This window comes from Acinetobacter sp. GW821-FHT09D10 (assembly GCF_059416285.1).
In genome coordinates this window covers 403,420-416,746 of the sequence record NZ_JBWKOW010000001.1, presented here as the reverse complement: position 1 = coordinate 416,746, position 13,327 = coordinate 403,420, and the positions used below count along the sequence as shown (strand labels likewise).

Sequence of the window (13,327 nt, the reverse complement as noted above, 5' to 3'; positions counted from 1 at the left end):
TAAAAAAGAGCGATAATTCGCTCTTTTTTATTAAAGTAAATTGTTATTTTGGGCTTCAATAATAGGGGGTAATGGCTGCCCTAAAGAACTTAACGACTCTCGTTCAATCAAACGAACAATTGAATCAAGCGGTAAATCATTTTCTTGTAAACCAAAAGGTTCTTCAATTTGGGCACTTAAGGCATCTAACCCTAAAAACATATAAGCAATTAAGCCCACAATAAGTGGTGTCCAAATACCTAAAGCTGCTTCAAGACTAAACGGTAATATGAAACAAAAACAATAAACAGCGCGATGTAAAAGTACTGAATATGAATAGGGTAAAGGTGTACCAGCAATTCGGTCACAACCTGCTTGAATATTACCTAGCTCAACAATATGACGCGTCAATGTGCTGTAGATAATGTCACTAATTTCGCCATCTTTTAAAGCTTTGACTAAATCTTTTTGAATATTTTCGAGTACAAACTGAGGCGCGTTGATATGCTCATTTAAATAATCGAGTGAAGAGTTATTTAAATAGGCATGTTCAAGAAATTTCGTTGGCTCGGCTGTTTGTTGGCGCAAACGGTCGCGTAATAAATTACTAAAAATTAAGACCTGATGAATTAGATGCTCGCGTTGCTCGTTTGATAGAACATGACTATCTCTGACAATATGCCTTGCATTTGCAATTAAAGCGCCCCAAAGTTTGCGCCCCTCCCACCAACGGTCATAACACGCGTTATTTCTAAAACCGGTGCAAATTGAAAGAATCACACCAAAGATGGTAAATCCAATTGCGGGAACGGTAGGAATTTGAATCCAATGATAATAAGAAAGCCAGACTACACATGCTGAAATAAGAACAACAAAACTCAATGCGGGCAAAACTTTGGGTAGAACTGTTCCTTTCCATGCAAATAAGAGTTTAAAAACGCTGTTTTTATCGCGAACAATCATAGAAAGCCTTTGAACTAACGGACCTAACCAAGTGCAGTATGATACGCCTTAGATCAGATAAATACCTACCTAAAGCTTATATTTTTGTCTATATCGCCAAAGCGTAGTACGGCTAATTCCAAAAATATTGGCAACCATATTCAGGTTGTGATTATATTTTTCCAAAGCTGCTTGCACATTTTCTGGACTAAGCTCCGTATTTGTCTCCGTTAATTTAACGTAATCCTCAGCATTTAAGAGTTCATTCGGTAAGTCTTCGACTTCAATTTCGTCCTTACCATTTGCCATTGTTAAAGCATAAAGCAAGGTGTTTTTAAGCTCACGAACATTCCCCAGCCAATCATAATTCAGTAAAACCTGCATGGCTTTTTGATTGACTTGACGAGGCATTGTGTCGAGTTGAGTTGAATTTTCTTTTAAAATCTGATCGACAATGAGTGGAATATCGACTTTCCGTTCTCTAAGTGGTGGTATAAAAATTGGAATTACACGTAAACGATAGAGTAGATCGTGGCGGAAACGCCCAGCCTTAGCTTCTTCACGTAAAGCCTTGTGCGTTGCGGTAATAATACGGACATTGGCCTGAATAGGTTTTTCACCACCGACCGGCGTAAATTCACCAGTTTCTAAAACCCGCAATAATTTAGCCTGAAGTTCTAAAGGAATCTCGGCAATTTCATCTAGAAACAGAGTTCCACCTGCGGCACGTTCAAATACACCTTTATGGTCGCGAATTGCTCCAGTAAAAGCGCCTTTAACATGCCCAAATAGTTCGCTTTCTAAAATATTGGCATTTAGAGCAGCACAGTTAATGGCAACAAAGATCTTATTTTTACGTTGGCTATAATCATGAATAGCCTTTGCCACCAGTTCTTTACCACTACCAGATTCACCGCGGACGAGCACTGGAAACTCAGTAATTGCCACTCTTTGAATAACTGAAAACATGCGGGCCATTTCTGGTGAGCAACTATTAAAAACCTTGGCTAAGTCTTGTAAGTGCTCTGTTAATTGCACTTGATCAGCAATATCATCTTCTGTGCCAACTGGCTGTAAAATATGTAACTTCCCAATAAAATGGTTTTCGCTAATATAAATATCATGTTCTTGATAGATGAATCGCTTTCTCATTTTAGGAGTATTAATTTCGAGATATTGATTGTGATGGTCTTGAGTAAGCGCTGCCATGCTCTCAACGGAAATGTCATCTGTATTAAATTTATAGTGAATTGCGTGAGTCGTTATATCTGCTAAAAATAGACTAGCACTTGGGAATAAAGCCTTTAATTGCTCAAATAAAATAAAAAAATCTTGTTCGGACTCAAAATTTAACTTTGCCATTGTCTGCGTTTCATCATTGTTTCATTGAAACATACTAAAGTTGCATAGAAACATCAAGTAGTGCTTATTTTCCGGACATAAATTTAATTATTAATTTAAATATTTGATTTTTATTCCTATTATTTAAATTAAAGAAATTGGCATCTTATTTGCAAAATATAGGAAAGAAATAAATTTTTAAGGTATAAATCATGTTCTTTAAACAGTTTTTTGAACAAGAAAGTTCGACTTATACTTATATGCTTGCATGTGAAGAAACATTAGAAGCCGTTTTAATTGACCCAGTCGCATCAGATATAGAACTTTATACAAAAGAATTAGAACAGCATCAATTTAAGCTCGTCTATACCTTAGACACCCATGTACATGCAGACCATATTACTGCTGCAAATTTGCTGCGTGAACGCTTTCATTGCAAATCAGTTTTACACCGAAATTCAGGTGTAAATTGCGGAGATATTTTAATCACTGATGGTTGCACGCTTAAATTGGGCAACCTCAGTATTGAAGCGCGCTATACACCAGGTCATACCAATGCTTGTACGAGTTATCTGGTTGGAAACATGGTTTTCACTGGCGATGCATTATTAATTGACGGCTGTGGTCGAACTGACTTCCAAGCGGGTAATGCTGGAATGCTCTATGACAGTATTCATAAACAACTTTTCAGTTTGCCTGACCATACAATTGTTTATCCGGGACATGATTACAAAGGTCGTCTCTCTTCAACCATTGGAAATGAACGTTTATATAACTCACGTTTAGGCCAAAAACGCTCCCGTGAAGATTTTATTAAATTAATGAATGACTTAAATCTGCCATATCCAAAACAGATCGATAAAGCATTACCAGCTAATCAAGCCTGTGGCTCAACTTCGCAATCTTAGGGTGGCAATATGGAACTCAAACGAATTAATCAAGATTTTTATGTTGCCGGTCAAATCACTGCTGATGATTTCGCAAAAATTGCAGATCAGGGAGTAAAAACTCTGATATGTAACCGTCCAGATGGAGAAGGTCCGGATCAGCCGAATGTGATTGAAATTGAAGAAGCAGCTCAGCGACATGGCCTAAATGTAATTTATCAACCTATTACCAGTGGCAAAATTACCGATCAGCAAGTTACCGAGTTTAAGCAGTTTTACCACAATACTCAGAAACCCATTTTAGCGTATTGCCGCTCTGGCATGCGTGCCATCAGTTTGTGGGCTTTAGCGGAAGTTGCCCCAAAAGATGCAGCACTTTTAGTCGAAACAGGTAACAAACTTGGTTTTAACTTGAAAGGCTTAGTGCCACGTATTTTAAAACGTGATCATGAACCAGCAACGATTCCTTGCTATAGCGTTGTGATTGTGGGTGCTGGTGCAGCTGGAATTTCTGTTGCATCTAGTCTCTTATGCCGTGAACCGAACTTAGATATTGTCGTTATTGATCCGGCAGATACGCATTATTATCAACCCGGCTGGACCATGGTAGGGGCTGGAATTTTTAAGCCGCAAGTGACAGCACGCTCAATGGCCAGTGTGATTCCATCCAAAGTTAAATGGATGAAAGCTGCTGTTGCCGGATTCGACCCTGAGCACAATCAGGTTATTTTGGAAGGATGCCAACCGATTCAATATAAAGCGTTGGTCGTATGTCCCGGTTTAAAACTGAATTGGCATGGGATTGAAGGTTTAGTCGAAACCTTAGGTAAAAATGGGGTGACGTCTAACTATCGTTATGACTTAGCACCGTATACATGGGAACTGGTACAACAACTAAACGGTGGAAAGGCGATCTTTACCCAACCACCTATGCCGATTAAATGTGCGGGTGCTCCTCAAAAAGCGATGTACCTCTCAGCCGACTATTGGTTAAAGCAAGGCAAACTTAAAGATATTTCTATCCATTTTTATAACAGCGGCGGTGTTCTATTTGGTGTGAAAGAATATGTGCCTGCACTGATGCAATATGTCGAAAAATATGGTTCTGAACTGCATTTTAATCATCAACTTGTCAAAGTAGATGGGCCTGCGAAGAAGGCTTGGTTTAAGGTAGTGAATGATGAAAATACAGAACTAGTCGAAACCGATTTTGACATGTTGCATGTTGTTCCACCACAACAAGCACCTGATTTCATTCGTGCCAGTACTCTCACAGATGAAGCTGGATGGGTGAGTGTTAACCCGCAAACCTTACAACACACCGAACATGCCAATATTTTTGCTCTAGGTGATGTGATGAATGCACCTAATGCCAAAACTGCTGCTGCGGCACGGGCACAAGCTCCAATTGTCGCTGTGAATGTTCTTACGAAACTAAAAGGTGAGCAAAACTTCTGTGAATACAACGGCTATGGCTCGTGCCCACTGACCGTAGAACGTGGAAAAATCGTTCTGGCTGAGTTTGGCTATGGTGGCAAGCTGCTTCCAAGTTTTCCAAAATGGGTGATTGATGGGCAGCAACCATCTCGCTTGGCATGGTTACTCAAAGAGCAAATCCTCCCTCCAATTTATTGGCAAGGCATGCTCAAAGGCCGCGAATGGATGGTCAAACCTGAGCTAGGATAAGTAAAGCAACGCTTTACTTGAGCGGAAGAGGCTAAACAAAGCAACGCTTTGTACGAGCGCAAGGCGAAAGCTGTGCTCGAGTTAAGAGGATAAGCAAAACCATGCTTTGCCCTGAGAAGTGACTAAGGCTTCGCAAGAAGACGAGATCTACTCACTCATTAACCAGCAGTCTACTGTAAATGATGTATATGTAATTTTAGGCTTTTGATATGTTATTACTTGTCGTTGAAGGCATTGTGATTGGCTTTTTACTTGGTCTTACTGGTGCAGGTGGGGGTATTCTTGCTGTACCTGCACTAATTACAAGCCAAGGCTGGAGCGTAGCTCAAGCAGCACCGATTGGTTTATTGGCAGTTGCGCTATCTACACTCATTGGAACCATTGAAGGCTTATTTAAAAAGATGGTTCGTTATCGTGCTGCAATCTGGATCGCCCTTATTGGCGCACCTATGGCACATATCGGAATTTTAATAGCCAACACCATTTCTCCTGTTTGGCTCATGCTCATGTTTAGCTTAGTTATGTTTACAGTGGGCTATCGACTCATCAGTAACCGAGTATCAGATTTTCATAATCCGCCGTGTCAGGTTAACCCAAGTACGGGGCGCTTTATCTGGAATTTTAAAACGGGAAGCGTTCTTGCGAGCATCGGGATTATTACTGGACTTTTAACGGGAATGTTAGGGGTTGGCGGCGGCTTTGTGATTGTACCTGCACTTAGAAAAGTCACTAACCTCGACATGCATAGTATTGTTGCAACCTCACTCATGATTATTTTTCTCATTAGTGGAATGAGTATTGTGATGCATATTGCAGAAGGTTTTCACTATCCAATAGGTATTACCAGTGCGTTTGCACTCGCATGTGCATTCGGTATGCTATTAGGGCGCAGAGCCATTCGTTTTATTCCGGCTGCAATTGTACAAAAAGTCTTTGCATTAATGGTGTTTGCTGTCGCAATTTATATGGTAATTAAGATTATTAATCTCACAAATATCTAAGTGATATAGTATTTTAACTTACCTTTATAAATACAAAGTTTCCAAATGAAGCCTTAACATTAACTTTGGAAACTTTTGGATTTAAACCATTTAAGTTTTTTGAGAAAACGATATGAAGCGAATTAACGTAGCAATTTGTGGTTTTGGACGGATTGGGCAACAAATTGCAGAGCTTCTTTTAAATCGATCGGCATACTATAAAGAAAAATATCAAATTGATGCCCGTTTAGTAGGTGTCTGCAACTCATCATCAGGCTTAATCGACCAAGACGGTTTGCAAGCTGCCAAATGGCTAGATAAAACTCAATATCAAGCAGGCCTCACTGAACAAAAGTTTTTACAACAGGTACAAGCGGATGTCATTATTGAGACTGGGCCAAGTGATTATGTGACAGGAGGCAAAGGCCTGTTTTATTTAAATTATGCTTTAACACATAACATGAATGCGATGGCAGTATCTAAAGGTGCTTTAGTCGTAGAAGGTAAAAAATTAATTAACTTGGCGCATCAACACAATAAAAAATTATTTTTTAGCGGCGCGACGGCTGCGGCTTTACCGACAGTTGATTTGTTTGAATATAACTTGGCTGGCTGTCAGATTTTAGAAATAGAAGGTGTTTTTACTGGAACCACAAATTTTATTTTAAATGATATGTTGCAACATGAATGTGCGTTTGCAGAATCTCTTGAAAAAGCCCAAGCAAAAGGTATTGCCGAGCCTAATAGTTCTTTTGATGTAGATGGATGGGATACTGCTGCTAAAATTACCATATTGGCAAATACTGTTTTAGGAGCTGATGTAAAAATTCAGGATATTCCAAAACAAGGAATCAGTCATGTTACAGCCGATCATATACATGATTGGAAAAAAGAAGATCTAATTCCTCGTCTGGTCGGTTTTATTCATATTGAAAATCAGCAAATTCAAACAGGAGTTGAATTACGTTTAGTCCCAGCAAATCATCCTTTTGCCCATCTTCAAGGTTCAAATAAATGCATTCGGGTGCTAACGCAAGAAATGGGGGAACTTGTTGTAAGTGGGGGAGCATCTGCGCCTTTAGCCACAGCAGCCGCAGCTTTAAAAGATTTCGAGTTGATGCTAAAAACGGGCTGCTAAAATTAATCATGATTTATAAAAAAAAGCAGGCTTTTAGGCCTGCTTCTCACAATTTTTTTGAGTATTAAATAACTTTTTTCCAATTTCAAACTTACTAAACATTAAGTAGTTGCCGAGTAAGATTAATAAAATTCCGAATAGAGCGTTTAGGGTCCAGACATATCCTTCAAAGAAGGTAGAAACAGAAAGCGCTACTAAAGGGAAAAGTAAAGTGCTATATGCTGCTTTTGAAGCGCCAATTCGCCCAACCAATGAAAAATAAGCAGAGAAGCCAATAACCGTACCAAATACAGCTAGATAAAGTACTGAACTTAAAAATGGAAAATTCATCGGAGGCATTAAATCTTGGCCAGTAAATAAAGCTAGACTTAACATTACCAATGCACCGTAAGTCATGGCATAACAGTTTGTTGAAAAAATATTTAGGCTACGTTTCTGATGTCTAACACTAATCATGTTCCCTAAAGAAAAACCGTAAGTACCTATTGCACACAACCCAATTCCCATTAATAACTGTGCATTAAACTGGCTATTAATGAGGTCATGCCAAAAGAGTAAAACAATACCACCAAGTCCTAAAAGTGCAGCTGGGGCAAAGTTTGGGGAAGGTTTTTGCTTAAAAAAGATAAGCGCATTAATGGCATTAAAGAAAACGGCCATCGAAAAAATGACAGATTCTAAACCGCTATTTACATATTTAACCGCCGTATAAAAACAAATAAAGTTTAGGCCGAAAACACAAAGCCCTTGCAGCATACAAAACAAGTGATCTTTTAAAGCAATTCGTTGTAATTTTCCTGAAAATAGTAAAACAACCCAAAGTAATAAGGCCGAAATGGCAAAACGCCATAAAATTGCGACAACGGGTGTTGCATAATGACTTTGAACGGCAATTCCAATCCATGTTGTTCCCCAAATCAACACCACCGCAACATAGAGTAAAATATTCATAAATTCATCCTCGATTACCAAGCTTAAGTATTGAGGAATGCTTCATTTTTCACGTATATATTCTTGTGTTGTACATGCAAGATCTTGCGTTTTTTATAGATCTAAACTAGCTCAATTTTACTGAATATGTTTAACTTAAGCTCAATGATATTCGTTTTAATTTTGCATGGCCTATCAAACTTTAGAACAGCTACAGCAATCTAAAGCCAAGCTTCACGAAACCGTGGTGCTTGATGAAAATATGCAACTTGCATTTTGGTCTAATGAGCAAGATCGTGTAAGTGTCTGTAGCGACCACCATACTTTGAGTCTCTATATTCAAGATGGCTATGAAAGCTATCAAAAAACACCAGTAGGCTGGAAAAATGGCGGTGGGCCGGGTCGTTTTTGTTTATTACCTGAACATCAGGAGTCGACTTGGGATATACGAGGTGGTCTCAAATTCGTTCATTTGTATTATACCGACCAACATTTGCGTGATGTTGCTGAAAAAATATGGGACAAAGAGCCTAATCAAATTGAACTAAATGAAGTTGTCTTTAATGACGACGAACGGATTCGAGCTTTATATCAGTTTTTCTTACTCGACTGTGACTGGCAAGATTCTTCAAACCATTTACAAATGAGTACAACCGCCAGTTTATTGCTAAATCATTTAATTCGAAGATATAGCAATGTTAAATGGCAACAGCCTGTTATTAAAGGCGGGCTTGCGCCTCATAAGCTCAAATATATTCAAGAATGGATTGAAGATCATCTCGATCAAGCTCTGACTTTGTCAGATTTGGCAAATGTCGTGAACTTAAGCGAATATCATTTTGCCCATATGTTTAAACAATCTATGAATATGGCACCTCACCAATATGTCATGCAAAGACGTTTAACCAAGGCAAAAGGGCTAATTCAGTCTTCACACTTTTCTTTACAAGACATTGCATTGGTATGTGGCTTTAGTTCAGCAAGCCATTTGAGCCATCGTTTTAAACAGTTTTATGGCATGAGTCCTTCACAGTTACGTTAAAGGACTCATGATTAATTTTCTATAAAAGATAAATCAACAGGCCAATAAGGGCAGATGTAAAAATTACGTATAACACATTAATTTCAAAACGGAACAAGGCAATAAATGCTGCAATGGTAATTAAAGCCGCAACAACATCAAAGTGACCAGAAAAACCTTGTGGCCACAAAACATGGTAGCTAAAAAATAGTGCCAGATTTAAAATAACACCAACCACAGCAGCTGTTATTGCTGTTAAAGGGGCAGTAAACTTAATTTCATTATGTGTAGATTCAATGATGGGCGCACCAGCAAAAATAAATACAAATGAAAAGAGAAAAGTAAACCAAGTCACAATGACAGCACCTAATGCACCAGCAAAGAATAGATGTTCTGGACCAAGTAGTGCATGATTCACACCGCCTAAAAAACCAACAAAAGCAACAACCATAATCAGTGGACCCGGTGTGGTTTCACCTAAAGCGAGTCCATCAATCATTTGAGTAGGTGAAAGCCACCCAAAGCTATTAACCGCACCTTGATACACATAAGGTAAAACGGCGTATGCACCACCAAAAGTAAGTAAGGCTGCTTTAGTAAAAAACCATGCCATTTGAGTATAAGAGTGGTGCCATCCAAAATATGAGCTTAAAGCTAAAATTGGTAATAACCATAAGCCGATAGCCACAAAAACAAGCTTAGCTAAGCGCGACCATTGGAATTTAGCATGCTCTGGTGTGGGCGTATCATCATCAATAAATGCAATGCCATAATCTTTTTGGCTAGCTTTATGACCAACCGCTGAAGAAAATAGCTCAGGATATTTCTTACTCGTTAAATAGCCAGCAATACCTGCCGATAAAACGATAAGCGGGAAAGGAAGTTTTAAAACAAAAATAGCAAAGAAAGCAGCAATTGCAACGCCCCATAAAAACTTATTTTTAAGTGAGCGACTACCTATACGGTAAGTTGCATGGAAAACAATTGCGGTGACAGCAGGTTTAATCCCATAAAAAATTCCCGCAATAACCGGAACATCTCCAAATTTTATATAAACCCAAGACAGTCCAATTAAAATAAATAAAGAGGGCAATACAAATAGAATACCTGCAACTAATCCTCCAGCCGTTCTGTGCATAAGCCAACCAATATAAGTTGCCAATTGCTGTGCTTCAGGGCCCGGTAACAACATGCAGTAGTTAAGCGCGTGTAAAAATCTTTTTTCGGATATCCAGCGTTTTTGTTCAACTAGTTCCTGATGCATCACTGCAATTTGTCCAGCTGGTCCCCCAAAACTAATAAAACCAAGCTTGAGCCAAAATAAAAAGGCTTGCCAGAAGGTGACCTGTTCCACTGAATCATCATTGGTATTTTGTTGTTTTTGTTGCATGTCCATCTCTTCAAAAATAGAACTTAATTTATAAAAATATCTGCTTTAGAAAGGCCAAATTATTTTTAACAGCATAGCAAAGCCAAATGTACTTTTGATGATAATTTCTTCAATATTACGTTTTTGCACATATCAATACTTTGAAATTAATAGAAATTATTTTTTAAACTAAAGTTATCGCTTTAAATTATTTCCAAAGAGGAAACATTTTAAACATTATTTGCTCAAGTTGTTATAACAGGTTGCAAGTCGTGAGCCAGCTACCCCAAGATCAAAAAAATCATAAGCCTCTTTACGATCAATTAAGGGAACTCATTCTCAATAAAATCGTAAATGGTGAATATGCTGTGCTGAGTCAAATTCCATCTGAAAATGAGTTTGCTGAACAGTTCGGTGTGAGTCGAATTACAGTTCGCCAAGCACTCAACCAATTACAGTTAGAAGGCTATATTTTTAAAGTTCCAGGTAAAGGGACTTTTGTAAGTAAGCCAAAAACCTTTCAGAACATTTCAAGTTTACAAGGCTTTGCTGAAGCAATGTCATCTGCTGGACATGAAATTTTGAACAGGGTCATCTCAGCTGAACTTAAGCAAATTCCGATGCATGTCGTGCCGAAATTGAAACTACCGGTTAAAGCCAATGTGTATGAAATTCAGCGTGTTCGTTTGCTAAACCGTCAGCCTGTTTCTTATGAGTTGACTTATTTGCCAGAACACATTGGTTTGAAACTTAAAGAAAAAGCGATTGATTTACGTACTACCGATATTTTTAAAGCCCTAGAGGAAGAATGCAAAATCCCTTTGGGTCACGCAGACTTAAGTATTGATGCAACCGTAGCAGATGAAGAATTAGCTGCTTTGCTACAAGTCGAAATTGGCACTCCGGTATTACGGGTCGAACGTTTGACTCATGATGCAAATGGCCAACCGATTGACTATGAATATCTCTATTTTTCGGGCGATACCTTCCAGTACCGTTTACGTATTCATCGTTAAGAACAGAAATAAAAATAAGGAATATACAATGGAAACTAAATATCTTGAGTTTGATATTGTGGTTATTGGTGGTGGAACTGCTGGGCCAATGGCAGCAATTAAAGCAAAACAAGAAAATCCCAATTTAAAAGTTTTACTCATTGAAAAAGCGAACGTAAAGCGTAGCGGTGCGATTTCAATGGGAATGGACGGGCTTAATAATGCCATCATTCCGGGGTATGCAACACCAGAGCAATACACCAAAGAAATTACGATTGCCAACGATGGCGTTGTGAACCAGGCAACCGTATATGCTTATGCCAAGCATAGTTTTAAAACGATCCAACAGCTTGATCAATGGGGCATTAAATTTGAAAAAGATGAGACTGGCGAATTTGCAGTAAAAAAAGTACATCACATGGGGGCGTATGTTTTACCAATGCCCGAAGGCCATGATGTTAAAAAAGTTTTATATCGTCAGTTAAAGCGTGCTCAGGTCAAAATTAATAATCGGATTGTCACCACGAAGCTTTTAAAAAATGAACAGGGTGCAATCAATGGGGTATTAGGTTTTGACTGCCGTAGTGGCAATTTCTATGTCATTAAAACTAAAGCTGCCATTTTATGTTGTGGTGCAGCAGGGCGTTTAGGTCTGCCAGCTTCAGGCTATTTAATGGGAACTTATGAAAACCCAACCAATGCAGGCGATGGTTATGCCATGGCATACCATGCAGGAGCTGAGCTTGCCAATTTAGAATGCTTCCAGATTAATCCGCTGATTAAAGATTATAACGGCCCAGCTTGTGCCTATGTAACTGGACCATTGGGTGGATATACCGCCAACAGTAAAGGTGAACGTTTCATTGAGTGCGACTACTGGAGTGGTCAAATGATGTGGGAGTTTTATCAAGAATTAGAAAGTGGTAATGGTCCGGTTTATTTAAAAGTAGATCATCTGGCTGAAGAAACGATTCAGACCATTGAAGAGATTTTACATACCAATGAGCGCCCAAGCCGTGGTCGTTTCCATGAGGGCCGAGGAACCAATTACCGTCAAGATATGGTCGAAATGCATATTTCAGAAATTGGTTTTTGTAGCGGACACAGTGCTTCTGGTGTATGGGTCAATGAAAAAGCAGAGACTTCGGTTAAAGGTTTATATAGTGCTGGCGATATGGCGGCTGTACCACATAATTATATGCTTGGTGCATTTACCTATGGCTGGTTCGCTGGAGTAAATGCCGCGCACTATGTGAATGAAATTGTAGATAGTGAATTGAACCAAAGTGAAATAGAAGTAGAGAAAGCACGAATATTTGCGCCACTTGACTGTTCTGAGGGCTTACCAGCGGAACAAGTCGAATATAAGCTGCGCCGTTCTGTAAATGACTATTTGCAGCCCCCTAAAACTCGCCAAAAAATGGAAATTGGGCTCAAACGTTTTGAAGAAATAAAACAAGATATTAAGCGAATCTCTGCCAGAAATCCGCATGAACTGATGCGTGCTGCTGAGGTTTCTTTTATTCGAGACTGTGCGGAAATGGCAGCCAGAGCCTCACTGTTTAGAGAGGAAAGCCGTTGGGGCCTTTATCACTACCGAGCAGATTTCCCTCAAAAAAATAACTCAGATTGGTTCTGCCATGCACATTTGAAAAAAGATGAACAGGGCAACATGACCAGTTTCAAAAAAATAATCGAGCCTTATGTGGTTCCAATTAATCAAGATGAAGCTGTGTCTTATGACCGTTTACGCATTCAAAAAGATGTTGCACTTGCAGACTAAATAAATCAGGAATTCAAACAATGGCTTTTATTTTTAAAGAAGTTCAGCACCGTACTGTCGCACCCGTCATTATTGATGAAGATAAATGTATTGCCGATAAAGGATGCACAGTCTGTGTGGATGTTTGTCCAATGGACTTATTGGCCATCGATCCTCTAACTCAAAAAGCTTATATGCAATTTGATGAGTGTTGGTACTGCATGCCTTGTGAAAAGGACTGCCCCACGGATGCAGTCAAAGTAAATATCCCATACCTACTCAAATAATTAATTTGGA

12 protein-coding genes are annotated in these 13,327 nt (G+C 38.9%); 8 read left to right on the top strand and 4 right to left on the bottom strand.

All coding sequences use genetic code 11. The annotated features are described in order from the left end of the window. Window positions 1-30: 30 nt before the first annotated feature. Together AC07M3_RS01885 and AC07M3_RS01880 are read right to left on the bottom strand one after the other, a co-directional pair. On the bottom strand, window positions 31-942 hold the full coding sequence (locus tag AC07M3_RS01885; RefSeq protein ID WP_045432537.1) for a bestrophin family protein: 912 nt from the start codon (window positions 940-942) through the stop codon (window positions 31-33). A 69-nt stretch (window positions 943-1,011) separates the two neighbouring features. Further along, window positions 1,012-2,283: a sigma-54 interaction domain-containing protein gene (locus AC07M3_RS01880; protein ID WP_494566371.1), complete on the bottom strand. Its 1,272-nt coding sequence runs from the start codon at window positions 2,281-2,283 to the stop codon at window positions 1,012-1,014. Between the two features lie 191 nt (window positions 2,284-2,474). Between AC07M3_RS01880 and AC07M3_RS01875 the strand changes: the two genes are divergently transcribed. From AC07M3_RS01875 to AC07M3_RS01860, 4 genes are all read left to right on the top strand, one after another. After that, window positions 2,475-3,170 carry an MBL fold metallo-hydrolase gene (locus AC07M3_RS01875; RefSeq protein WP_494566370.1) on the top strand — a complete coding sequence of 232 codons (696 nt, stop codon included), beginning with the start codon at window positions 2,475-2,477 and terminating at the stop codon, window positions 3,168-3,170. Window positions 3,171-3,179: 9 nt separating this feature from the next. Next, the gene (locus tag AC07M3_RS01870; RefSeq protein WP_494566369.1) at window positions 3,180-4,835 is read left to right on the top strand and encodes a bifunctional protein tyrosine phosphatase family protein/NAD(P)/FAD-dependent oxidoreductase; all 1,656 of its coding nucleotides are present in this window, start codon (window positions 3,180-3,182) and stop codon (window positions 4,833-4,835) included. 209 nt (window positions 4,836-5,044) lie between these two features. Further along, window positions 5,045-5,836, top strand: a complete 792-nt coding sequence (locus AC07M3_RS01865) for a sulfite exporter TauE/SafE family protein (protein ID WP_494566368.1) — start codon at window positions 5,045-5,047, stop codon at window positions 5,834-5,836. A 112-nt stretch (window positions 5,837-5,948) separates the two neighbouring features. Beyond that, on the top strand, window positions 5,949-6,953 hold the full coding sequence (locus tag AC07M3_RS01860; protein ID WP_494566367.1) for a homoserine dehydrogenase: 1,005 nt from the start codon (window positions 5,949-5,951) through the stop codon (window positions 6,951-6,953). Between the two features lie 33 nt (window positions 6,954-6,986). On the opposite strand, the gene AC07M3_RS01855 is transcribed toward AC07M3_RS01860, so the two are convergent. Next, a complete protein-coding gene (locus tag AC07M3_RS01855; protein WP_494566366.1) occupies window positions 6,987-7,904 on the bottom strand; it encodes a DMT family transporter in 918 nt (305 codons plus the stop codon). A gap of 166 nt (window positions 7,905-8,070) precedes the next feature. On the opposite strand from AC07M3_RS01855, the gene AC07M3_RS01850 reads away from it, so the two are divergent. Beyond that, complete coding sequence (locus AC07M3_RS01850; RefSeq protein ID WP_133746091.1) at window positions 8,071-8,925, top strand: helix-turn-helix domain-containing protein; 855 nt, start codon at window positions 8,071-8,073, stop codon at window positions 8,923-8,925. Window positions 8,926-8,944: 19 nt separating this feature from the next. Here the strand turns inward: AC07M3_RS01850 and chrA are convergent, their stop codons facing one another. Further along, a complete protein-coding gene (chrA, locus tag AC07M3_RS01845; protein ID WP_494566365.1) occupies window positions 8,945-10,294 on the bottom strand; it encodes a chromate efflux transporter in 1,350 nt (449 codons plus the stop codon). A gap of 251 nt (window positions 10,295-10,545) precedes the next feature. Here chrA and AC07M3_RS01840 point away from each other — a divergent pair, with 251 nt between their 5' ends. The 3 genes from AC07M3_RS01840 to AC07M3_RS01830 are packed head-to-tail and all read left to right on the top strand — an operon-like array spanning window position 10,546 to window position 13,317. Beyond that, complete coding sequence (locus tag AC07M3_RS01840; RefSeq protein WP_494566364.1) at window positions 10,546-11,289, top strand: GntR family transcriptional regulator; 744 nt, start codon at window positions 10,546-10,548, stop codon at window positions 11,287-11,289. Window positions 11,290-11,317: 28 nt separating this feature from the next. After that, the gene (locus tag AC07M3_RS01835; protein ID WP_494566363.1) at window positions 11,318-13,051 is read left to right on the top strand and encodes a fumarate reductase/succinate dehydrogenase flavoprotein subunit; all 1,734 of its coding nucleotides are present in this window, start codon (window positions 11,318-11,320) and stop codon (window positions 13,049-13,051) included. Between the two features lie 20 nt (window positions 13,052-13,071). Further along, entirely contained in the window at window positions 13,072-13,317 is a 246-nt protein-coding gene (locus AC07M3_RS01830) for a 4Fe-4S dicluster domain-containing protein (protein ID WP_056479873.1), read from the top strand. The last annotated feature ends 10 nt before the right edge of the window (window positions 13,318-13,327 follow it).